Genomic DNA, 22,195 nt, shown 5'->3' on the forward strand with positions numbered 1-22,195 from the left:
AATGGAACGAATCTATTTAGATCATGCGGCCACAACGCCGATGGATCAGCGTATTGTGGACAAGATGATGCCTTACTTTACAGAGATATTTGGCAATCCCTCTAGTATTCATTCATATGGGCGCGAGGCAAGAAAGTGGCTCGATGAAGCAAGAGAAGTGATTGCAGGAGAATTACACTGTAAACCGCAGGAGATCATCCTCACAAGCGGAGGGACAGAGGCGGACAACCTGGCGATTACAGGTGTGGCCATGGCAAGACAGCATGAAGGAAAACATATCATCACAGCAAAAACAGAGCATCATGCGGTGCTGCATACATGTGAACGCCTAGAGAAGCTAGGATTTGACGTGACATATTTAGATGTGGATGAAACTGGATTGATTCATCTTGAACAACTAAAACAAGCACTGAGAGATGATACGATTCTTGTGACCATCATGTACGGCAATAATGAAACAGGTGTGATTCAGCCAATCAAAGACATTGGCGAGCTTTTACACAATCACACTGCTCATTTTCATACAGACGCCGTGCAGGCGTTTGGAACAATGCCTATTGATGTAGCAGACCTTCATATTGATCTCTTATCTGCTTCTGGCCATAAGCTAAATGGTCCAATGGGAACAGGCTTTTTATATGTAAACGAAGGCGTGAAACTTTCTCCGCAAATATTCGGAGGAGAACAAGAAAGAAAACGCCGTGCTGGCACTGAAAATGTGGCAGGGATCGTGGGACTTGCAGAAGCTGTTCAATTAACGAAGCAAAATAGAAGAGAAAAAGCCATGCATTATGGTAAGCTCAAAGAAACTATGCTGCAAGTATTCGAAGAGGAATCACTTACTTTCTCTATCAATGGGCACCCGAAAGAGACATTGCCTCATATTTTAAATGTTCATTTCCCGGGCGTTTCCATCGAATCGTTACTTGTGAATTTAGATATGGAAGGAATTGCTGTTTCAAGTGGATCTGCATGTACGGCTGGATCCGTCCTTCCTTCGCACGTGTTAAGCGCCATGTATGGCGAAGAAGCAGACAAGCTGACGTCCTCAGTCAGAATAAGCTTCGGTCTTGGGAATGAAGAGGATCATGTGAAACAGGCGGCACGCAAGATAGCAGCTGTTGTCAAACGCTTAGCCAAATAAACGTTCCTCTTTTGTTCGTGTGTGAAAAATGAAACAGCCAGGCACCTGAAGAACGAAACGCACATGCTGTTTCATTGAAAATGGAGTTGATGAAGATGACAAAAAGACCAGAAGACACAAGAGTTGTGGTCGGTATGTCCGGAGGAGTCGATTCATCAGTTGCTGCTCTTATGTTAAAGGAGCAAGGCTATGATGTAATCGGCATATTTATGAAAAACTGGGATGACACAGATGAAAATGGTGTATGTACAGCAACGGAGGACTATGAGGATGTCATCCGCGTGTGTAACCAAATTGGAATCCCTTATTATGCGGTGAATTTCGAGAAGCAATATTGGGACAAAGTGTTTCAATATTTCCTTGATGAATATAAAGCGGGCAGAACGCCAAACCCAGATGTCATGTGTAACAAAGAAATTAAGTTCAAAGCGTTCCTCGAGCATGCATTGTCACTCGGTGCAGATTATTTAGCAACAGGCCACTATGCGCGCGTCGACAGAACTGGTGATGAAGTCAAAATGCTAAGGGGTCTTGATGCCAACAAAGACCAAACGTATTTCTTAAATCAGCTGACTCAGGAACAGCTTGATAAAGTCATGTTCCCAATCGGAGATTTAGAGAAGAAAAGGGTTCGTGAATTGGCAAAAGAAGCAGAGCTCGCAACAGCAACGAAAAAAGATTCAACGGGTATTTGCTTTATTGGGGAAAGAAACTTTAAAACATTCCTCAGTCAATATTTGCCTGCGCAGCCTGGCGTGATGCAGACAATGGACGGAGAAGTCAAAGGTGAACATGATGGACTGATGTATTACACGATCGGTCAACGCCAAGGTCTTGGCATTGGCGGCAGCGGTGATCCTTGGTTTGTCGTTGGAAAAGACTTGAAACAAAATATCTTGTTTGTTGAACAAGGTTTCCACAATCCACTTTTATATTCTGAAAGCATTTCAGCCGTCAATATCAGCTGGACTCGTCCTCATATTGTCGGCGAAAATGGTGAATTAACATGCACAGCCAAATTCAGATACCGTCAAGAAGATCACCATGTGAAGGTCAAAATGACAGGTGAGCAAGAAGCGATGGTCATCTTTGATGAACCCGTTCGTGCTGTGACTCCAGGACAAGCAGTTGTCTTTTATGATGGCGACGAATGCCTTGGCGGCGGAACAATTGACGATGTTTTTAAGGACGGTCAAAAGCTGTCGTATGTGTAACATGTTTTCAAAACCTCAACGTCGCTGTTGAGGTTTTTTAATGAAAGGATGAGAGAGCGAATGAATCATAACGAAATTGGCATAGAAGCCTTAAATCAAGGCAACATCGAAAAAGCAGCTGAAGCTTTTACGAAAGCCATTGAAGAAAGCCCAAAAGACCCGGTTCCATATATTAACTTTGCGAATTTGCTTTCAAGCATCAATGAATTTGAACGCGCGTTAAACTTCTTTCAAAAAGCCATTGAACTTGATCACGCCGCAGCTGCAGCCTATTACGGGGCAGGAAATGTATACACATTAAAAGAAGACTTTATGAAAGCAAAAGACTATTTTGAACAAGCACTACAAGCTGGCATGGAAAATAGTGATTTATTTTATATGCTGGGGCAGACGCTCATCAAATTAGAGCAGCCGAAGCTTGCGATGCCCTATCTTCAGCGTGCCATCGAACTGAATGAAGAAGATAATGAAGCAAGATTCCAATTTGGCATGTGCTTAGCCAATGAACAATTGCTGGAAGAAGCGGTGACAACCTTTACCGAGGTGGTCGCGCGTGATCCGCAGCATGCAGATGCCTTTTATAATTTAGGGGTTGCGTATGCATACTTAGAGAAAAAAGACGAAGCACTTGAGATGCTAGGAAAAGCCCTTGACGTGCAGCCTGACCATATGCTGGCACTACATGCGCAAAAGCTGATTCAAGAGGCAGAATAGACGGAAGGAGGGAAGACCTGTGCAGGAACATCCAGATCAAATGAAGCTTGAGGACGAACCGTTTTTAAAGGGGACAGTTCAAGCCGTTATTTTCCATAATGAAAGTAATTTATACTCGGTGTTAAAGGTGAAAGTCATTGAAACATCGGAAAACTTAGAGGAAAAAACAGCATCTGTCACAGGCTACTTCCCAGCACTTCATGAGGAAGAAACTTACATCTTCTATGGCAAAGTCACAAGCCATCCGAAATTTGGTGAACAGTTTCAGGCCACTCATTTTCAAAAGGAAGTACCGACAACGAAGCAAGGAATCATTCATTATCTCTCAAGTGATTTATTTGAGGGGATAGGGAAAAAGACGGCGGAAGAAATTGTGGGGCAGCTTGGCAACCAGACGCTTCATAAAATTATGCGTGACCCAGCTGTTTTGTATGATGTTCCGCGCTTATCAAAAAAGAAGGCAGATAAGCTGGCCGCAGCGCTCCAGGAACATCAAGGATTGGAACAAATCATGATCAGCCTGAATCAATATGGCTTTGGTCCTCAGCTCAGCATGAAGATATACCAAGTGTACGAGAGTGAAACGCTGCAAAAGATTGAGGAAAACCCGTATCAGCTCGTCAAGGATGTCGAAGGGATCGGATTTATTAAGGCGGATGAGCTTGGCGCTAGAACCGGCATCTCAGGAAATGACCCAGAGCGAATCCGTGCAGCCCTGCTTTATACAGTCGAAACAGCAAGTCTTCAGGACGGTCATACGTACATACAAACGAAAGATTTGATCGTTGAAACCCGCAAGCTGCTTAATCAGACAGGCAATGAGTACAAAGTGACGGAAATGGATGTCGCCAATCAGATCATTGCACTTGGCGAAGGGAAAGAGATGATCATTGAAGATGAGCGCTGCTATCACCCGTCCTTATTTTATGCGGAGCAAAGTGTCGCCAAACGGATACAAAAAATCGTCTCCCAAACGGAATATGCAGATCAATTCCCTGAATCAGAATTCCTGCTCGCACTTGGCGAGCTCGAGGAACGGCTGGGCGTCCAGTATGCGCCGACACAAAAGGAAGCGATTCAAAAGGCACTCATGTCCCCGATGCTGCTTTTAACAGGCGGACCTGGGACTGGGAAGACAACGGTCATTAAAGGGATTGTTGAGCTTTACAGCGATCTTCACGGTGTATCTCTTGATCCGAGTGATTACAAAAAAGATGAATCCTTTCCATTTGTGCTTGCGGCGCCAACTGGACGAGCAGCTAAACGGATGACAGAATCAACAGGGCTTCCAGCTGTAACCATTCACCGTTTGCTCGGCTGGAACGGATCAGAGGGCTTTTCGCATGATGAGGAACAGCCGATTGAAGGAAAGCTTGTCATCATTGATGAATCAAGTATGCTGGATATTTGGCTTGCGAATCACTTGTTTAAAGCGATTCCTGATCATATCCAAGTGATCATGGTAGGAGATGAACATCAGCTTCCATCTGTCGGACCAGGCCAAGTGTTAAGGGATTTACTTGCCTCACAAGCCGTACCAGCTGTTACACTGACAGATATTTACCGGCAGGCAGACGGCTCCAGCATTGTTGAACTTGCACATGATATGAAAAATGGCGTCCTGCCAAAAGATATTACCGCACGTTCAAAGGATCGATCTTTCATAAAATGCTCAGCTGATCAAATGAAAGAAGTGATTGAGAAAGTCGTCAGCAATGCTGCTCAAAAAGGCTATTCAGCAAAAGACATTCAAGTGCTTGCGCCAATGTATAAAGGGAAAGCAGGCATTAATGAGCTCAATAAAATGCTGCAGCACATTTTGAATCCAAAAAAACCAAAGGGCAGAGAAATCCCGTTTGGTGATGTGGTGTACCGGACCGGTGATAAAGTGCTTCAGCTTGTGAATCAGCCGGAAAATAATATTTTTAACGGTGATATCGGCGAAATTGTCTCGATTTTTTATGCGAAAGAAAACACGGAAAAAGAAGACATGGCTGTGATCTCCTTTGATGGGAATGAAATCACCTTTACAAAAAAGGATTTTCATCAATTTACACATGCCTATTGCTGCTCCATCCACAAATCACAAGGCAGTGAATTCCCAATCGTTGTGCTGCCAGTCGTGAGAAGCTACTACAGAATGCTGCGGCGAAATCTGCTGTACACAGCTATTACACGAAGTAAAAAGTTTTTAATCCTGTGCGGCGAGGAATCAGCGCTGGAGTGGGGTGTGAAAAACAATGAGGATTCGCTCAGACAAACGTCCTTAACGATGCGGCTGATGCAAACTGATGAAGTTATGGATGCGGAGCTTGCAGCGCTCCAAAAAGAGCTTCCGTTTAGCGTACATGACGCAAATATTGGCATGGAGGGAATCACTCCGTTTGATTTTATGCATGAATAAAAGGCTTCCATACGGGAGCCTTTTTAGCGTGAAAAGAAATCCTCATATTACGTTCATGGAAGCCATTTCTTCGTATGAGTATCGAAGCAAACGCACACGATAAGACTGTTCCGCAAAAGGTGGTTGAGCACATTTTGAGAACATGTCGAGAGCTTGAAGGAATGTCAATCTATACAGGTGAGCTGTCTCATTCACTTGGTTCCATTAAAGATATTTGCTTATTAGCCGGAGGCAGCTGCGGAGGATATGTGTTAGATGGGAAAAAGAAAGACTGTGCACTCATTCCATTCTCTGCTGGTGATCAGCTGACAGACAAAGGCTTATATGTGAGCCGCCAGGAGGGAGTAGGCATGGATTCCTCTGCCCCATCCTTCTTATTTTCGAAATTGAAAAAGAAAATGATGCAGTCGCCTGACGGTGAAAATTTAGGCATTTTGGAAGATGTATACTTTTGCACAAATTCGGGCACAATCGTAGCATATGAACTCTCGGACGGCTTCTTTACAGAGCTATCAGGGATTCGAAAACAGCTGCAGGCTGCCGGAACCTTGATCAACGTTCAAAAGGAAGCACTTGTTCTAAACCGAACGTAAAGAGGTGCTGATTATGCTCATTTGCCCAAATTGCAAATGTAAAGACATCGGAAAAATTGGGGTCAATCAATATTATTGCTGGGGCTGTTTTATTGAATTGACGCTGTCAAAAGGCAAAATATCTACACACCAAGTGGAAGAAGACGGGACACTAAGCAGCTTAGATGATCTGTTTAGTGATGATGAACGTTCAATTCAACTATAAGTGTTAAGGGGGAATTTCGAATGGGCAAAATGACTTCTTCACTATTAACGCTTGGTGCAGGTGCACTCGCATATCACTTTGCAAGTCGATATGATATGCCATCAAAGCGGGATATGAAAAAGCTAAGAAAACGTGTTATGAGAATGATGTAAACAAAAAGGCATCCGCCAAAAGCGGATGTCCTTTTTTATGCCTGCCTGTATTCTAATCGGCGTGCAAGTAGTGATAAGCTGAAATTGACGACAAAATACATCATCGCCGCTAATAGGAAAATGGGCAGTAAGTAAGATTGGCTCTGACCGTTTAATATTTGAGCGTGATGCAATAGTTCTGGAAGTGCAATGACAACAGCAAGCGACGTATCTTTTAAAAGAGAGATGAATTGACTGACAATTGGCGGCACCATTCGGCGTAAAGCCTGCGGCATAATAATCATTTTTAACGTTTGAATATAGGTTAAACCAGAAGACCTGGCTGCTTCGATCTGCCCCTTATCAATTGATTTTAAACCGCTTCGAATAATTTCTGACAGCATCGCTGATTCAAATACGGTTAAAGCTGCAATAGCCGAGGCTGTAATGCTCAGCTTAATGCCGATTTCGGGCAGTGCAAAATACGTAAAAAAGATGATCAATAAGAGCGGCAGGTTTCGAATGGTTTCTACGACGACTGCAAGTATCTTTGATAAAACCGGAATTTGAGCGAACCGCAATGTGCCAATGACTAATCCAATGAGAAAGCTCAAAATGATGGAGATAAAAGCCACTTTTAAGGTGACAGCAAATCCTTCAAGTAAAAAGGCGAGATGATCAGGCTGGTAGGCACCTATAAAATCCATGGTGTTTCCTCCTTTCTAGTGGCTTCTTGCTAATCTTTTTTCTAAATAACCAACGCCTATACTGAGCGGAATTGTTAATAGCAGATAGAACATGGCAACAAAGATGTAGACATCAAATGTCACAAATGTTCTAGAAGCGATGAGGTCTCCTTGATACATGAGATCAAACCCTGCAATGACACCTAAAATAGAGGAGTTTTTGACAAGGTTAATAAATTGATTCCCAAGAGGGGGAATGACAATTTTAATCGCTTGCGGCAGAATGATATACCGCATCGTCCCGCCATAGGATAGACCTGAAGCGCGGGCGGCTTCCATTTGTCCAAGCGGTACAGCTTGTATCCCTGCGCGAATGGCTTCAGCAATAAAGGCAGAAGTATAAATGGCAAGGGCAATGGTGCCAGCGGTGAAGCCATCTGCTACAATACCTAGCACGGGTAAACCAAAGAAGAAAACAAATGTAATCAATAATAACGGAATATTCCGAATAAATTCCACATAAGCCGTTCCTAACCAGTTGAGCGGCCTGAGTGGCGCAATTCTCATAATGGCAATGAGTGTACCGATCAAAAAGCTTCCAATCAAAGCAATGACACTTGCACCAATGGTATATTTAAAGCCTTCTACATAAAGATTGAAGTTTTCAGTGAGAATGGAAAACCGCAGCAATCAGTTCACTTCCTTCCTGATCAACAGGGGAGCCAATGAGCGGCTCACCCTAAGATAATAGGTCTTAACAAGTCAAACGGTTATTCTTTGATCCATTTTTGATGAATCTTGTCATACTCTCCATTGTCTTTTAAGGTTTTTAGGGCTTTATTGATCGCAGTTGTTAATTCCTGATCCCCTTTCTTTACAGCAATGCCATAAGGCTCATCTGTAAAGGTGCCGCCGACGACTTCGTAATTTGAATCCTCATCTGCCATACCAAATAAGATCGCATTATCAGTTGTCAGCACTTGCCCTTGGTTTGATTTTAAAGCTGTAAAAGCTTCCTGATAGTTCTCAAATTCTAATACAGACGCTTCAGGTGCTTTTTCGCGGATATTTTGAGAAGAAGTAGATCCTTTCACTGCAAGCACTTTCGTCCCTTTTTTAAGATCATCAATCGATTGAATGTCGCTTCCTTTTTTCACAAGCAGTGATTGTCCTGCTTCAAAGTAAACATCTGAGAAATTGACTTCTTTTTTACGCTCTTCGGTAATCGTCATGGTTGCGACGATCGCATGAATATCTCCTTTTTGCAGTAAAGGGATTCTCGTTTTCGATGTCACTTCTTTGAATTCTGCTTTTCCTTCATCACCGAGCATTTCCTTTGCGATGGCTTTTGCTATATCGATATCAAATCCTTCGATATCTCCGCTGCTAGGATTTTTTAGACCGAAGAGACGTGTATCATTCTTGACTCCGAATATGATTTTTTTGTCTTTCTGAATGGCTTCTAAAGAGCTTCCTTGTTTTGCATCAGTTGAGCCTTTTTCAGCAGATCCGCAAGCAGCTAAAGCGGCAATACAGCAAGTCATAAAGAGTAGTAGGCCAAAGCGTTTCATTTTTTTCATCAAATCTTTCCCCCTAGTGATTTAAAATACGGCTTAAAAAGAGCTGAGCGCGTTTCTCACGCGGTTTCTCATAAAATGCAGCCGGTGTTGACTCTTCAAGAACTCTGCCTTCATCAATAAAGACAATGCGGTCGGCCACTTCCCTGGCAAAGCCCATCTCATGTGTGACGACAACCATGGTCATTCCTTCTCGGGCGAGCTGCTTCATCACATCTAGTACCTCTCCAATCATCTCTGGGTCCAGTGCGGATGTCGGTTCGTCGAACAGCATGACCTCTGGCTTCATCGCAAGCCCTCTTGCAATGGCAACACGCTGCTGCTGTCCGCCTGAGAGTCTTGAAGGGTAGGCGTCAGCCTTATCAGGAATGCCGACTTTATGTAAATAAAATTCGGCTGTTTCCCTCGCTTCTTCCTTGCTCACCTTTTTCACCTTCATTGGCGCAAGCATAATATTTTCAAGCACCGTTTTATGAGGATAGAGATGAAAATGCTGAAACACCATCCCGATATTTTGCCTGACAAGATTAATGTTGGTCTTCGGATGCTGAACAGGCACTTGGTTAACGAGTACCTTTCCCTCATCAATGCTTTCAAGACGATTGATGCATCTGAGCATCGTGCTTTTACCTGATCCTGAAGGACCGATGATCACGACCACCTCACCTTTTTGAATATGTAGGTTAATGTCCTTAAGTACATGGAACTGGCCATAATGCTTGTTGACTTCTTCGAATGTGATCATGAAAAACCTCCTCTTGTACATGATGGAATATTCAGTGGAGATATTTTAGTGACTTTTGATGGAGCTGTATGTTTCATGTGTATTCATTTTTAACAAAGTTAGGACAAATTTTATTTACATGGATAATTGCAGAAGAAGGTTAAACAATAAGAAAAGAGGTGAAAAAGGTGAAGAAACGTCCGATCCAATTTCTGATATATGCTGCAGGGGTCCTGCTTGTCCTTGCATCCTTGCTCATTTTACTGCAGCTCGACGAGTTATGGATGCCTATTTTTTTGTTGTTAAAGGCGGTTCTGATTCCGCTTCTCATTGCTATTTTTATTTCTTATCTGCTTTATCCGATAGTGGAAAGATTGCACGCAGGGGGCTTACCAAGGACTGTTAGTCTCTTATTGATTTATGTACTGTTTTTTGGCGGGATTGGGCTTGCGGTTTATAAAGGGGCGCCTGTCATGATCAAGCAGTTAAATGAGCTGTCAGAACAAATTCCTGTGCTTGCTGAAACGTATAATGGCGCTTTATCACATATTCATCGTCATACAAGCCATTGGCCTGACGGACTTCACGACCGCTTGGATCGCTTAATTGTTCAATCGGAGACATATGCAGCTAACGGCGCTGAGCGGATGATTCTTAGCTGTAAAGTATTACTTGATTACGCATTAGTTGCAGCGCTCATTCCTTTTCTTGTTTTTTATATGGTGAAGGACATGAATACGATGAAGCAGGCTGCATGGTATTTAACGCCGCCCTCATTTCGGAAGAGGGGACATGCGTTTGTGAAGGCAGTTGATGAATCGCTTGGTAATTATATTAGAGGGCAGCTGCTTGTCTGTTCCTTAATCGGCGGTGCAGCAGCCATTGTGCTCTGGCTGTTTCATATCCCGTATCCGCTTGTCCTAGGTATGCTGATTGGCGCAACGAATGTCATTCCGTATTTTGGACCGATTATTGGCGCGATTCCCGCTGTCTTTATCGCGTTTACCATCTCGGTCAAATCGGTTATTATTGTGCTGATCACAGTAGCAGTGCTGCAATTTTTAGAAAGCAACGTCCTCAGTCCGATCATCGTAGGGAGAAGTCTCCATATGCATCCTGTCGTCATTATGCTTGTCTTGCTCGCAGGAGGAGAGTTATTTGGCTTAATTGGGATGATTTTAGCGGTACCTACAGCTGCTATAATCAGGGTGATCATTGTGCAATATATCCTCATGAGACGAAGCGTTCATTGACAAGAGGAGCCGAGTTGTCTATAATAATTTCGATTCATACATACTGAATTCAATGACGGACCCGAGTACGTTAAAAAGCTGTTGCAGAGAGAGGCTTTATTTTGCTGAGAAAAGCCTTATCAGACCTTTAACGGAAGCTAGTCCCGAGTGCAGATAAACACTGCCGCTCTCTTCCGGCGTTATCGGATGTGAAGGTGATAGACGAATAGGTCTATAATCAGGGTGGTACCGCGAGAGCATCTCGTCCCTGTGTAAGTCGTTTTGTGCTTGCATAGGGCGGGATGTTTTTTCGTTTGTGTGGAGATTGATGAATGATAAGGGAGGATTTTTGAATGAAAACTTTAACTTCAGCTCAAGTACGCCAAATGTTTTTAGACTTTTTTAAAGAAAAAGGACATGCTGTAGAACCGAGTGCGTCACTCGTACCGCATGATGATCCGACACTTTTGTGGATCAACAGCGGCGTGGCAACATTAAAGAAATACTTTGATGGCCGCGTCGTACCTGAAAATCCGCGTATTTGCAACGCGCAAAAATCAATTCGTACAAATGATATTGAAAATGTAGGAAAGACAGCACGCCATCATACGTTCTTTGAAATGCTCGGCAACTTCTCTATTGGTGATTATTTTAAAGAAGAAGCGATTGAATGGGCGTGGGAATTCCTCACAAGTGACGAGTGGATTGGCTTTGACCCGAATTTGTTATCTGTCACTGTCCATCCAGAGGACGAAGAGGCGTATGTTCTATGGAGAGATAAAATCGGTGTTCCTGAAGAACGTATTATTCGTCTTGAAGGAAACTTCTGGGATATTGGCGAGGGCCCAAGTGGACCGAATACGGAAATTTTCTATGACCGCGGCGAATCATACGGTGACGACATGAACGATCCAGAATTATATCCTGGCGGAGAAAATGAGCGTTATCTAGAAGTGTGGAACCTTGTGTTCTCTGAATTTAACCATAATCCAGATGGGTCATACACGCCGCTGCCGAAGAAAAACATTGATACAGGGATGGGTCTTGAACGAATGGTATCCGTCATTCAAAACGTACCAACGAACTTTGATACAGATCTATTCATGCCGATTATTCGTGCAGTTGAAACCATCTCTGGAGAAAGCTATGGCGAGACAAAGGAAAAGGATACAGCATTTAAAGTCATTGCTGACCATATCCGGACGGTTGCCTTTGCTGTAAGTGATGGAGCGCTTCCTTCCAATGAAGGCCGAGGGTATGTGTTAAGACGTTTGCTTCGCCGTGCAGTGCGTTATGCAAAAACCATTCACATCCATCGCCCGTTTATGTTTGACCTAGTTCCAGTTGTGGCGGAAATCATGAAGGATTTCTACCCAGATGTACAAGCAAAAGAAGAATTTATTGCGAAAGTCATCAAAAATGAAGAAGAACGTTTCCATGAAACACTGAACGAAGGGTTAGCTATTTTGTCAGAAGTCATCAAAAAAGAAAGAGACAAAGGCAACACGCAGATTTCAGGTGAAGATGTCTTTAAACTGTATGACACGTATGGATTCCCTGTCGAGCTGACAGAAGAATACGCAGAAGATGAGAACATGACAGTGGATCGAGAAGGCTTCCAGGCTGAGATGGAGAAGCAGCGTGAACGTGCAAGAAAAGCGAGACAAGATGTCGGCAGTATGCAGGTTCAAGGCGGCGCTCTAGGAGATATTAAAGTAGAAAGCACATTCGTTGGCTACGAAAATCTAACGGCAGATGCCCACATTGTCGAATTGCTTCAAAATGGTGAAATTGTCACAGAAGCACATGAAGGCGATACGGTACAAATCTTGTTAGATGAAACACCTTTCTATGCGGAAAGCGGCGGACAAGTGGCTGATAAAGGGACATTAAAAAGCGCTGAAGTCATCATCGACATTAAAGATGTGAAAAAGGCGCCAAACGGTCAGCATGTCCATGAGGGAGTGGTTGTAAGCGGTACAGCCAAAAAAGGACTTGAAGTCACTGCAGAAGTGGAATCAGCTCTTCGAAAAGGCATTGTGAAAAACCATACAGCGACACATCTTTTGCATCAGGCGCTAAAAGATGTATTGGGCAGCCACGTGAACCAAGCGGGATCATTGGTGAATGAAAACAGACTTCGCTTTGACTTCTCTCACTTTGGACAAGTGACAAAAGAAGAATTGTCTCAGATTGAAAAAATCGTGAACGAAAAAATCTGGGAAGGCATCTCTGTTGCGATTGACCTGAAGCCGATTGCTGAAGCAAAAGAAATGGGTGCAATGGCGCTCTTTGGCGAGAAGTATGGCGATATTGTCCGCGTGGTCCAGGTAGGCGATTACAGCATCGAGCTATGCGGCGGCTGTCACGTGCAAAACACGGCGGAAATCGGGTTGTTTAAAATTGCGTCTGAATCGGGTATTGGTGCTGGAACACGCCGGATTGAGGCTGTGACTGGTAAAGGTGCATACGAAGAATTAAATGACCAGCTGGCCATTTTAGAACAGGCAGCGAGTGAGCTGAAGTCAAATACGAAAGACGTACCAAAACGTATCGCCGCATTGCAGGCAGATTTAAAAGAGGCTCAAAGAGAAAACGAATCTCTTCTTGCAAAATTAAGCCAGGCTGAAGCAGGCTCTATTTTAGAGAAAGTGACAGAAATCGGCGGAGTGAAAGTGTTAACTGAAAAAGTAAACGCGAAAGACATGAACCATTTAAGAACAATGGTTGATGACTTAAAAGCCAAATTAGGATCAGCTGTCATTGTGCTCGGAGCCGTTCAAAACGGAAAAGTAAACATTTCAGCAGGAGTAACAAAAGACGTCATCGAAAAAGGTCTGCATGCAGGGAAACTTGTGAAGCAGGCAGCTGAAATCTGCGGCGGAGGCGGAGGCGGACGTCCAGACATGGCACAAGCAGGCGGTAAACAACCGGAAAAGCTAGAAGAAGCACTGGCAACTGTCGAAGAATCTGTCAAATCCGTTTTATAATCAGGCGATGTAGTGTAGAATAATGGTATTAGATGAGCGGTTAGAAAAAAGCTTGCTAGTAGAATGTTGGAAGAGAGGTGCAAGAAGCAGTGAGTTCATTTGATAAGACAATGAAGTTTAACTTCTCTGATGATTCAGCTGAAACCAATGTGAATGAAGTGCTCATTACAGTATATGACGCACTCCAAGAAAAAGGATACAACCCGATCAATCAAATTGTCGGATACTTGCTGTCAGGCGACCCTGCTTATATTCCAAGACATCAGGATGCACGCAACCTAATTCGTAAACTAGAACGAGACGAATTAATTGAGGAATTGGTTAAATCGTACTTAGAGACACATAAAGAGGCGTAAAACATGAGAATTTTAGGCTTGGATTTAGGCACGAAAACCCTTGGTGTTGCGATCAGTGATGAAATGGGATGGACAGCGCAAGGGATAGAAACAATTAAAATTGATGAAGCAGGCGGAGACTTCGGTCTCAGCCGCCTGTCTGAGATCGTCGCGCAATACGGAACGGATAAAATCGTACTTGGCTTTCCAAAAAATATGAACGGTACGGTCGGTCCTAGAGGCGAAGCCAGCCAATTATTTGCGAAAGTGTTAGAAAACACGTACAATGTTCCTGTTGTGCTTTGGGACGAGCGTCTGTCGACAATGGCAGCGGAAAAAATGCTCATCTCTGCAGATGTGAGCAGACAAAAGCGTAAAAAAGTCATTGATAAAATGGCGGCTGTTATGATCCTGCAAGGGTATTTAGACAGCTTAAATTAAAATGAGGTGAATCAAATGGAACACGGAGAAAAGCAAATTACAATCGTTGATGATAATGGAAATGAACAGCTTTGCGAAGTACTATTTACTTTTGAAAGCGACCATTTTAACAAATCATATGTTCTTTACTACCCAATTTCTGAGCAAGACAATGAAGAAATTGAAATTCATGCATCAAGCTTCACGCCGAACGAAGACGGTGAAGATGGCGAGCTAGAGCCTATTGAAACGGATGAAGAGTGGGACATGATTGAAGAAACGTTAAATACGTTCTTAGATCAAGAAGAAGACGAAGAATAGAACGAATAAAAGGCCTGTGAACGGATCTTGGTGATCTTTCTTCACAGGTCTTTTTTTACGATCAATATGTTAACTTTATTTTATTTTATGTTGACATAATAAACTGTACCTTTTACTCTAATTTTAATAACGAATGAGTGAGGGGCATGAATGTTGAAAATTCAAGATATGATGCAAATGGCGTTAATGACAGCGGTTATCGGAATGTTAGGGTTGATCCCGCCGATTTTTCTTACGTTTACACCTGTACCAATCACATTGCAAACGGCAGGTCTTTTGCTTGCTGGGGGGCTGTTAAAACCAAAACAGGCACTGATCAGTTTACTTCTGTTCCTCTTAGTTGTGGCAGCAGGCGCACCTCTTTTGTCTGGTGGGAGAGGCGGAATAGGAGTCTTTTTTGGACCAAGCGGAGGTTTTTTATTAGCTTATCCAGTGGCTGCTCTTATGATCAGTTTTTGGCTGAACCGACTAAAAAAAGTGACCGCTCTGCGTCTTTTTATGATCTTTGCGGTATGCAGTATTGGAATTTTGTATCTATGCGGCATTCCTTTTCAAGCCATGATGATGGATATAAAGGTCACTCAGGCAGCTCTTCTTAGTCTGATTTATATTCCAGGTGATCTCATCAAAGCGGGCATGTGTGCCGTTCTCACGGTGAAAATCATTGAGGCCATGTCATATCGAAAAAGGGATGTGCATAAAGGGAGGCGTGCGGTTTGAACAGAATAACGGATAGCTATGCATTACATGCAGAAATGAACCCAGATCATATCGCCATCATTGATGGAAAAGAAAGGGTCACTTATCAAGAGTGGTATGAACGTGTCCAGACATCGGCACAATGGCTACAACGAACGGCTCATGAGAAAAAAAGAGTCGCTTTTTTATTATCAAATGGTGCTTCTTTCTTGCAAATATTTGCTGGCGCTGCTTGTGCAGGCTGGACAGCTATCCCGCTTGATCCGAGATGGGGCCATGAGGAATGTGTAGAAAAGCTTTTGTTAAGTGAGGCAGCTCTCGTCATTATAGAGGATCGATATATGAAAAGATTTGAAAAACACAGCGTAGACATGCCGGTTTTTTCTTTATCTGAATGGAAGGAAAGAATGAGCCTGATCACACAAGGTCCATATAACAAAAGCGACAGCGAGAACGACCCTGTCTTTTATATGGGATTTACGTCAGGATCAACGGGTTCACCTAAAGCCTTTATCAGGCGTCAGCAGTCATGGATCGAAAGCTTTCGAACGACAGCGGTTACATTTGGAATCACTCATCAAGATCATGTTCTTATAGCAGGCACACTCTTATCCTCTCACTTTTTATATGGTGCCATCAGTACCCTATACTTTGGCGGCACAGTGACGCTTTTAGAAAAATTCACGCCAGTGAAAGCAAAGAAAGCTTTAGAGACAGGAGACATCACTGTTATGTATACTGTCCCGACAATGACAGAATCGTTACTGCAAATTAATGTTTTTGAGGGAGATAACCCGCTTCTTGTCATATCATCCGGAGCAGATTGGGGCATCTCATCAAAAAAACAACTTGTCACCAACTATCCGCATGTCACTTTTTTTGATTTTTACGGCACATCAGAGTTAAGCTTTGTTTCCTACTTATCTTCAAATGACTTTCTGCAAAAACCTTCTTCTGTCGGACGACCCTTTTCTTCCATTCAAGTTGAAGTGAGGCGGGCCGATCAATCTGTCTGCCAGCCAAATGAGACAGGAAGAATTTATGTGAAGAGCCCAATGTCTTTTTCAGGCTACTTACATGAGGTGAAACCGCCGGAGGAGTGGCTGACAGTTTATGATATGGGCTGGATGGATGAAGACGGCTATTTGTATATGAGCGGCCGTGAGAATGGCATGATCGTCTATGGGGGGCTGAATATTTTTCCGGAGGAAATTGAACGCGTGCTAAATGAACAGCCCGAGGTGAAGCGGTCGATTGTGGTTGGCGTTCCTGACCCATATTGGGGTGAAATTCCTGTTGCCATTATTGAAGAAGGACAGCAGACAAAGACGGTTCGGCAAGCTGTCAAAGAAAAATTGGCTGCCTACAAGATGCCTAAAAAATGGCTTGTCATTGATCAAATGATTGAAACATCTGGGGGAAAAATAGCACGTGCCAGCATGAAAAAGTGGGCGGAGGAGCAGTTGTCATGCAAGCAGTAATCGTACAAGCAAAACGGACACCCTTCGGTGATAAAAACGGGATGCTGAAGGATTATCGTCCAGAGCAATTAGCCGCGCCCCTTATTCAGCATTTGTCTCAAGGGATGACGCCGGACGACGTCATATTAGGCAATGTTGTAGGAGGCGGCGGAAATATGGCCCGTCTGTCCTCATTAGAAGCAGGGCTTTCTTTGCACGTTCCTGGTATGACGATTGATAGGCAGTGTGCCTCTGGTCTTGAAGCAATTCGAACAGCTTGCGTCATGGTTCAATCAGGGGAAGGTTCAATGTATATCGCTGGCGGGACTGAGAGCATTTCCAGATCACCAATGAAAGAAAGAGCCCGCTTTTCACCTGAATGGATAGGAGATCCGGCTATGGGCGAAGCAGCAGAGCTGACCGCCTCGAGATTTTCTGTGACAAGAAAAGAACAAGATGATTATGCGCAATTAAGCTGGGAAAGAAGTATAGACTCAATCAAACGTGGTACATATTCAGAGGAAATTGTTTCGATTAGCGGACTGAGCATTGATGAAGCGGTCGCTAAAATAAGACCGATGGAGAAGCTGATCCAGCGGGCAAAGCCTGTATTTTCACCGGGAAAAGGAACTGTGACTGCCGCCAATAGCTGCAAAGAAGCAGACGGGGCAGCAGCGGTCGTTGTGATGGAAAGAGCGTTAGCGGAGGCGAATGATTTTCAGCCGATGCTGCGATATGCTGGAAGTGCTGTGACGGCGATGCATCCACATTTTCCAGCTGCTGCGCCGATTGATGCGATCAAGAAACTTCTAGATCAAGAGAAAATTAAGGCAGAGGATGTAGCGCTGTTTGAAATCAATGAAGCCTTTGCTCTGAAAATAGCGTTGATTGCTCGTACGCTTGGTATTCCTTATGACCGGATCAATAAAAGAGGCGGTGCACTTTGTCTTGGTCATCCATACAGCGCATCGGGAGCTGCTATGATGGTGAGACTATTTTACGAAGCACGCGCTTTACCAAATGGAAGCTATGTCATGGCTGCTATTGGGAGCGGTGGCGGCATTGGTTTAGCCGTATTATGTCAAGTTCTGTCATGACATGCATGAGCAAGTAATTGCCGAACTCCGTCGAATCATGTACTATAAAAGCTAGATGTGAGGAGGGCCATGCATGTTTTCAGAACAAAAGAAACGACCATTTTTTAAAAGAAAAATGGGGATCGTCCTGTTATCTGTTCTTGCTGTCATCATCATTGCAGCATTATCAGGCTTTTTATATGTTAAATCAGCACTTGGACCGGTCGATCAAAAAAGCAAACAAACGATTAATATTCATATTCCTAATGGGACATCTGTCCGTGAGATTGCGGGCATTTTAAAAGAAAATGGGCTCATTTCGAATGACACGATTTTCACTTATTATGCAAAATACAAAAATGCGTCCGGCTTTAAAGCAGGATACTTTCATTTGAAACAAACGATGGACGCAGACACGCTGATTCAAAAGCTGACATCTGGAGGGACAGACTACGCCTTTCAGCTTGTGATTCCAGAAGGAAAACAGCTGTCTGATATTGCGTCAGTTATTGCAAACCAGACGCATTTTTCAGCGAAAGAAGTGGAAGCGAAGCTGGATGATCCTGCGTTTATTCAAACGTTAATGAAAAAATATCCGAAAACGGTGACATCACAGGTAAATGGCAAACAGGTGAAACATCCGTTAGAAGGTTATTTATTCCCTGCGACGTATCCATTTTATCGCGAGGATGAATCACTCGAAACGATCATTGAAACAATGATTAAACAAACAGATCAATACGTGAAAACGTATGAAAAAGACATGAAAAAGACAAACATGTCCATACATGATGTGTTAACGATGGCATCACTGATTGAAATGGAAGCGACGGAAAAGACGGATCGAGCAAAAATCTCCAGTGTATTTTATAACCGGTTGAAAAAGGACATGCCGCTTCAAACCGACCCAACCGTTCTTTATGCACTGGGTGAGCATAAATCGCGCGTTTATTACAAAGACCTTAAGGTGAAATCTCCTTATAATACGTATAATAACAAGGGGCTGCCGCCTGGACCTATTGCAAATGCTGGTGAATCTTCATGGAAAGCCGCACTGCATCCAGAGAAAACGGATTATGTGTACTTCCTTGCGAAGAAAAATGGAGAAGTTGTCTTTACGAAAACGTTAAATGAGCACAACAAAGCGAAAGCAAAATACATCACAGGCAGTAATTAATGTACATGTGAATCGAAAAAGACTGTAGACAATACAAGATTGCCTGCAGTTTTTTTCGTTGAAATATCCATTTTATAGGTTCGCAATTACCACTTCTTTGTGGTAAAATATATCGGGTTGTTTTTACTTAGATGAACGAAAGATTGACGAGAAAGAGAGCTGCAATAGGCAGGACTCTTCTTTTTCAGGTCATGAAGGAGCTAGACAAATAATGACTATCGAAGATGATCAAATCAATGATTATATTGAACATTTAATTCACCCAAGTCCTGATGCAATCGCTCAATTAGAGGTATACGCAAAAGAGCACCATGTGCCAATTATGGAAAAGGTGAGCATCGAGCTTTTACTGCAGCTGCTGTCGATGAAAAAGCCGAAGAAAATTCTTGAGGTTGGGACAGCGATTGGCTACTCCGCCATTCGAATGGCGACAGCTCTGCCAGATGCTGAGATTTATACGATTGAGCGAAATGCGAAACGCTATGAAGAAGCGACACGGAACATTGAGGAATTAAAGTTAAAAGAAAGAATACACGTGTTCTTTGGTGATGCCATGGAATCGGCTAAAACGGTCCAAACGATGGCGCCCTATGACGTGATCTTTATTGATGCCGCAAAAGGGCAGTACAAACGTTTTTTTGAGCTGTTTGAACCGATGCTTGCTCATGACGGAATGATTATTACAGACAACGTATTATTCAAAGGCTTAGTGGCAACGAATTATGAAGATGAAATTGAAGATAAACGAAAAAAACAATTAATTGGAAAAATTGATCGATACAATCAATGGCTCATGTCAAACCCTGATTTCCAAACGTGTATTATTCCAGTTGGAGACGGGATCGCCATTAGTACAAAAAGAGGTGACCAATCATGAAAAAACCAGAATTGCTTGTGACGCCAAGCAAGGTGTCAGACGTACTGCCATTAATCGAGGCGGGAGCTGATGCATTCTTCATAGGCGAACAAACATACGGTATTCGTCTTGCAGGCGAGTTTTCAAGAGAAGATGTGAAACAGACGGTTGAGCTGGCACATGCGCATCACAAAAAAGTGTATGTGGCGATGAACGCGATTTTTCATAATGACCGTGTGCAGCTGCTTGGAGATTATTTAACCTTTCTCGATGCATTAAACGTAGATGGCGTCGTCTTTGGAGACCCAGCCGTGATCATGGCCGCAAAGGAAACTGGGGTGAGCCTGAATCTCCACTGGAGTACAGAAACGACTGGGACAAACTATTACACTTGTAACTACTGGGGCAGAAAAGGCGCAACGCGTGCTGTTCTTGCCAAAGAGCTGAACATGGACAGTGTAATCGACATTAAAGAAAATGCTGAGGTGGAAATCGAAATTCAAGTTCATGGCATGACATGTATGTTTCAATCGAAACGTACGCTCATTGGCAACTACTTTGAATACCAAGGCAAACAAATGGACGTTGAAGGCAGAAATATGGAGGAAGGACTATTCCTTCATGACCAGGAACGTCAAAACAAATACCCTATTTTCGAGGATGCAAACGGCACACATATTATGAGTCCTAATGATGTGTGTATGATTGACGAATTAGAAGAATTTGTTGACGCAGGCATTGACTCATTTAAAATTGACGGAATTTTAAAGTCACTTTCTTATATGACAGAGGTGACGTCACTATATAGAAAAGCCATTGATTTACTAGTGACTGATAAGGAAGCCTATGAAGATCAGAAAGATGAATGGGTGGAGCGGATTGAAGAGATTCAGCCTGTCAACCGTTCAATCGATACAGGGTTCTTCTTTAAAGAAACGGTTTATTAATATAAGAGGAGGCAGAGGAAATGGCACTATTGAAAGATGGTATTTCTGAAATAATTGATGGAAAACGTGTCATTACAAAAAAACCAGAACTGCTTGCACCAGCAGGAAACTTGGAAAAGCTGAAAATTGCTGTACATTACGGAGCAGACGCGGTCTTTATTGGCGGAAAAGAATTTGGACTTCGCTCAAATGCCGATAACTTTTCAATTGAAGAAATGGCTGAAGGCGTCGCATTTGCAAACAAATACGGTGCACGAATTTATGTGACAACGAATATCTTTGCCCACAACGAAAACATGGACGGACTTGAGGAATACCTTCAAGGGATTGAAGGCGCTGGAGTAGCGGGCATTATTGTGGCTGACCCGCTGATCATTGAAACGTGTAAACGTGTCGCACCGAAGCTTGAAGTCCATTTAAGCACACAGCAATCTCTTTCGAATTGGAAAGCTGTTCAGTTTTGGAAGGAAGAAGGTCTTGAGCGTGTGGTGCTTGCTCGCGAGACAAGTGCGCTGGAAATTAGAGAAATGAAAGAAAAGGTCGATATTGAAATTGAAACGTTCATTCACGGTGCAATGTGTATTGCTTACTCTGGCCGCTGCGTGCTCAGTAACCACATGACGGCAAGAGATTCTAACCGCGGAGGCTGCTGCCAGTCCTGCCGCTGGGATTATGATCTTTATAAACTAGAAGGTTCTGAGGAAGCGCCATTGTTTGGAGAGGAAGACGCACCATTTGCGATGAGTCCAAAAGACTTAAAGCTTGTCGAATCCATTCCTCAAATGATCGAAATGGGAATTGACAGCTTGAAAATCGAAGGGCGAATGAAATCAATTCATTATGTGGCAACTGTCGTGAGTGTATATCGCAAAGTCATTGACGCCTATTGTGCTGACCCGGACAATTTTGTCATTCAGCAGGAATGGTTAGATGAACTAGATAAATGCGCAAACCGTGACACAGCGCCAGCCTTTTTCGAAGGTGTACCAGGAACGGATGAACAAATGTTTGGCATTCATGGAAAGAAAACGACATTTGATTTCGCAGGTCTCGTTCTTCATTATGATGAAAAAGAACAAATTGTCACATTGCAGCAGCGCAACTTCTTTAAAGCTGGCGATGAAGTCGAATTTTTCGGACCAGAAATTGAGAATTTCACATGCAGAATTGAGACGATTTGGGATGAAAAAGGAAATGAACTAGATGCCGCTCGTCATCCGCTGCAAATCGTAAAATTCAAGCTCGATCAAAAAGTATACCCTAGCAACATGATGAGAAAGGGGAAATAAC

General features: G+C 43.2%; 23 protein-coding genes and 1 other annotated feature. Of the genes, 19 read left to right on the forward strand and 4 right to left on the reverse strand.

Annotated elements, in window-relative coordinates; genetic code table 11:
• Window position 1 precedes the first annotated feature (1 nt).
• From ACP7A0_RS07065 to ACP7A0_RS07095, 7 genes are all read left to right on the forward strand, one after another.
• Window positions 2-1,144 (forward strand): cysteine desulfurase family protein, encoded by a 1,143-nt coding sequence (locus tag ACP7A0_RS07065; protein ID WP_375566046.1) that lies wholly within the window; start codon window positions 2-4, stop codon window positions 1,142-1,144.
• 95 nt (window positions 1,145-1,239) lie between these two features.
• Window positions 1,240-2,358 (forward strand): tRNA 2-thiouridine(34) synthase MnmA, encoded by a 1,119-nt coding sequence (gene mnmA, locus ACP7A0_RS07070; protein WP_060596862.1) that lies wholly within the window; start codon window positions 1,240-1,242, stop codon window positions 2,356-2,358.
• Window positions 2,359-2,418: 60 nt separating this feature from the next.
• Complete coding sequence (locus ACP7A0_RS07075; protein WP_106036922.1) at window positions 2,419-3,072, forward strand: tetratricopeptide repeat protein; 654 nt, start codon at window positions 2,419-2,421, stop codon at window positions 3,070-3,072.
• 19 nt (window positions 3,073-3,091) lie between these two features.
• On the forward strand, window positions 3,092-5,476 hold the full coding sequence (gene recD2 / locus ACP7A0_RS07080; protein ID WP_375566044.1) for an SF1B family DNA helicase RecD2: 2,385 nt from the start codon (window positions 3,092-3,094) through the stop codon (window positions 5,474-5,476).
• Between the two features lie 74 nt (window positions 5,477-5,550).
• A complete protein-coding gene (locus ACP7A0_RS07085; RefSeq protein ID WP_106072390.1) occupies window positions 5,551-6,069 on the forward strand; it encodes a prc-barrel domain-containing protein in 519 nt (172 codons plus the stop codon).
• Window positions 6,070-6,082: 13 nt separating this feature from the next.
• Window positions 6,083-6,274, forward strand: coding sequence for a hypothetical protein (locus ACP7A0_RS07090; RefSeq protein WP_003216308.1), 192 nt, complete (start codon window positions 6,083-6,085; stop codon window positions 6,272-6,274).
• Between the two features lie 20 nt (window positions 6,275-6,294).
• Window positions 6,295-6,426 carry a YrzQ family protein gene (locus ACP7A0_RS07095; protein ID WP_003216198.1) on the forward strand — a complete coding sequence of 44 codons (132 nt, stop codon included), beginning with the start codon at window positions 6,295-6,297 and terminating at the stop codon, window positions 6,424-6,426.
• Between the two features lie 35 nt (window positions 6,427-6,461).
• On the opposite strand, the gene ACP7A0_RS07100 is transcribed toward ACP7A0_RS07095, so the two are convergent.
• The 4 genes from ACP7A0_RS07100 to ACP7A0_RS07115 all read right to left on the reverse strand — a co-directional run bounded on the left by ACP7A0_RS07100 (window position 6,462) and on the right by ACP7A0_RS07115 (window position 9,413).
• Window positions 6,462-7,112, reverse strand: coding sequence for an amino acid ABC transporter permease (locus ACP7A0_RS07100; protein WP_060596860.1), 651 nt, complete (start codon window positions 7,110-7,112; stop codon window positions 6,462-6,464).
• A gap of 15 nt (window positions 7,113-7,127) precedes the next feature.
• Window positions 7,128-7,781: an amino acid ABC transporter permease gene (locus ACP7A0_RS07105; RefSeq protein ID WP_060596859.1), complete on the reverse strand. Its 654-nt coding sequence runs from the start codon at window positions 7,779-7,781 to the stop codon at window positions 7,128-7,130.
• A gap of 80 nt (window positions 7,782-7,861) precedes the next feature.
• On the reverse strand, window positions 7,862-8,671 hold the full coding sequence (locus tag ACP7A0_RS07110; RefSeq protein WP_426004669.1) for a transporter substrate-binding domain-containing protein: 810 nt from the start codon (window positions 8,669-8,671) through the stop codon (window positions 7,862-7,864).
• Window positions 8,672-8,684: 13 nt separating this feature from the next.
• Entirely contained in the window at window positions 8,685-9,413 is a 729-nt protein-coding gene (locus ACP7A0_RS07115; protein WP_060596857.1) for an amino acid ABC transporter ATP-binding protein, read from the reverse strand.
• A 167-nt stretch (window positions 9,414-9,580) separates the two neighbouring features.
• Between ACP7A0_RS07115 and ACP7A0_RS07120 the strand changes: the two genes are divergently transcribed.
• From ACP7A0_RS07120 to ACP7A0_RS07175, 12 genes are all read left to right on the forward strand, one after another.
• On the forward strand, window positions 9,581-10,645 hold the full coding sequence (locus tag ACP7A0_RS07120) for an AI-2E family transporter (protein WP_426004671.1): 1,065 nt from the start codon (window positions 9,581-9,583) through the stop codon (window positions 10,643-10,645).
• Window positions 10,646-10,688: 43 nt separating this feature from the next.
• Window positions 10,689-10,897 (forward strand) — a binding site (T-box leader).
• A gap of 80 nt (window positions 10,898-10,977) precedes the next feature.
• Entirely contained in the window at window positions 10,978-13,614 is a 2,637-nt protein-coding gene (gene alaS, locus ACP7A0_RS07125) for an alanine--tRNA ligase (protein ID WP_106031251.1), read from the forward strand.
• A gap of 89 nt (window positions 13,615-13,703) precedes the next feature.
• Window positions 13,704-13,970: an IreB family regulatory phosphoprotein gene (locus tag ACP7A0_RS07130; protein WP_024718370.1), complete on the forward strand. Its 267-nt coding sequence runs from the start codon at window positions 13,704-13,706 to the stop codon at window positions 13,968-13,970.
• Window positions 13,971-13,973: 3 nt separating this feature from the next.
• On the forward strand, window positions 13,974-14,390 hold the full coding sequence (gene ruvX / locus ACP7A0_RS07135; RefSeq protein WP_034661502.1) for a Holliday junction resolvase RuvX: 417 nt from the start codon (window positions 13,974-13,976) through the stop codon (window positions 14,388-14,390).
• Between the two features lie 15 nt (window positions 14,391-14,405).
• A complete protein-coding gene (locus ACP7A0_RS07140; protein ID WP_034321391.1) occupies window positions 14,406-14,690 on the forward strand; it encodes a DUF1292 domain-containing protein in 285 nt (94 codons plus the stop codon).
• A 150-nt stretch (window positions 14,691-14,840) separates the two neighbouring features.
• The gene (locus ACP7A0_RS07145; RefSeq protein ID WP_223256541.1) at window positions 14,841-15,410 is read left to right on the forward strand and encodes a biotin transporter BioY; all 570 of its coding nucleotides are present in this window, start codon (window positions 14,841-14,843) and stop codon (window positions 15,408-15,410) included.
• A complete protein-coding gene (locus tag ACP7A0_RS07150) occupies window positions 15,407-16,870 on the forward strand; it encodes an acyl-CoA synthetase (protein ID WP_106031252.1) in 1,464 nt (487 codons plus the stop codon). Before ACP7A0_RS07145 ends, ACP7A0_RS07150 begins: the two co-directional genes overlap by 4 nt.
• Window positions 16,858-17,946 carry an acetyl-CoA C-acyltransferase gene (locus tag ACP7A0_RS07155; protein ID WP_426004676.1) on the forward strand — a complete coding sequence of 363 codons (1,089 nt, stop codon included), beginning with the start codon at window positions 16,858-16,860 and terminating at the stop codon, window positions 17,944-17,946. Before ACP7A0_RS07150 ends, ACP7A0_RS07155 begins: the two co-directional genes overlap by 13 nt.
• A gap of 73 nt (window positions 17,947-18,019) precedes the next feature.
• Entirely contained in the window at window positions 18,020-19,102 is a 1,083-nt protein-coding gene (gene mltG, locus ACP7A0_RS07160; RefSeq protein WP_060596852.1) for an endolytic transglycosylase MltG, read from the forward strand.
• 211 nt (window positions 19,103-19,313) lie between these two features.
• Entirely contained in the window at window positions 19,314-19,979 is a 666-nt protein-coding gene (locus ACP7A0_RS07165; RefSeq protein ID WP_307499982.1) for an O-methyltransferase, read from the forward strand.
• Window positions 19,976-20,905 (forward strand): peptidase U32 family protein, encoded by a 930-nt coding sequence (locus tag ACP7A0_RS07170; RefSeq protein WP_066030608.1) that lies wholly within the window; start codon window positions 19,976-19,978, stop codon window positions 20,903-20,905. Before ACP7A0_RS07165 ends, ACP7A0_RS07170 begins: the two co-directional genes overlap by 4 nt.
• 20 nt (window positions 20,906-20,925) lie before the next feature.
• Complete coding sequence (locus tag ACP7A0_RS07175; protein WP_426004679.1) at window positions 20,926-22,194, forward strand: peptidase U32 family protein; 1,269 nt, start codon at window positions 20,926-20,928, stop codon at window positions 22,192-22,194.
• The last annotated feature ends 1 nt before the right edge of the window (window position 22,195 follow it).

It is taken from the genome of Bacillus sp. DWP3-1 (assembly GCF_049896565.1).
Lineage (GTDB): Bacteria > Bacillota > Bacilli > Bacillales > Bacillaceae > Bacillus.

Bases quoted from the DNA above. Each gene is read 5' to 3' on its own strand.
- ACP7A0_RS07065 (WP_375566046.1), top strand. From the start codon at position 2: ATGGAACGAATCTATTTAGATCATGCGGCCACAACGCCGATGGATCAG.
- mnmA (WP_060596862.1), top strand. From the start codon at position 1,240: ATGACAAAAAGACCAGAAGACACAAGAGTTGTGGTCGGTATGTCCGGA.
- ACP7A0_RS07075 (WP_106036922.1), top strand. From the start codon at position 2,419: ATGAATCATAACGAAATTGGCATAGAAGCCTTAAATCAAGGCAACATC.
- ACP7A0_RS07085 (WP_106072390.1), top strand. From the start codon at position 5,551: ATGAGTATCGAAGCAAACGCACACGATAAGACTGTTCCGCAAAAGGTG.
- ACP7A0_RS07090 (WP_003216308.1), top strand. From the start codon at position 6,083: ATGCTCATTTGCCCAAATTGCAAATGTAAAGACATCGGAAAAATTGGG.
- ACP7A0_RS07095 (WP_003216198.1), top strand. From the start codon at position 6,295: ATGGGCAAAATGACTTCTTCACTATTAACGCTTGGTGCAGGTGCACTC.
- ACP7A0_RS07100 (WP_060596860.1), bottom strand. From the start codon at position 7,112: ATGGATTTTATAGGTGCCTACCAGCCTGATCATCTCGCCTTTTTACTT.
- ACP7A0_RS07110 (WP_426004669.1), bottom strand. From the start codon at position 8,671: ATGAAAAAAATGAAACGCTTTGGCCTACTACTCTTTATGACTTGCTGT.
- ACP7A0_RS07115 (WP_060596857.1), bottom strand. From the start codon at position 9,413: ATGATCACATTCGAAGAAGTCAACAAGCATTATGGCCAGTTCCATGTA.
- alaS (WP_106031251.1), top strand. From the start codon at position 10,978: ATGAAAACTTTAACTTCAGCTCAAGTACGCCAAATGTTTTTAGACTTT.
- ruvX (WP_034661502.1), top strand. From the start codon at position 13,974: ATGAGAATTTTAGGCTTGGATTTAGGCACGAAAACCCTTGGTGTTGCG.
- ACP7A0_RS07140 (WP_034321391.1), top strand. From the start codon at position 14,406: ATGGAACACGGAGAAAAGCAAATTACAATCGTTGATGATAATGGAAAT.
- ACP7A0_RS07145 (WP_223256541.1), top strand. From the start codon at position 14,841: ATGTTGAAAATTCAAGATATGATGCAAATGGCGTTAATGACAGCGGTT.
- ACP7A0_RS07155 (WP_426004676.1), top strand. From the start codon at position 16,858: ATGCAAGCAGTAATCGTACAAGCAAAACGGACACCCTTCGGTGATAAA.
- mltG (WP_060596852.1), top strand. From the start codon at position 18,020: ATGTTTTCAGAACAAAAGAAACGACCATTTTTTAAAAGAAAAATGGGG.
- ACP7A0_RS07165 (WP_307499982.1), top strand. From the start codon at position 19,314: ATGACTATCGAAGATGATCAAATCAATGATTATATTGAACATTTAATT.
- ACP7A0_RS07170 (WP_066030608.1), top strand. From the start codon at position 19,976: ATGAAAAAACCAGAATTGCTTGTGACGCCAAGCAAGGTGTCAGACGTA.
- ACP7A0_RS07175 (WP_426004679.1), top strand. From the start codon at position 20,926: ATGGCACTATTGAAAGATGGTATTTCTGAAATAATTGATGGAAAACGT.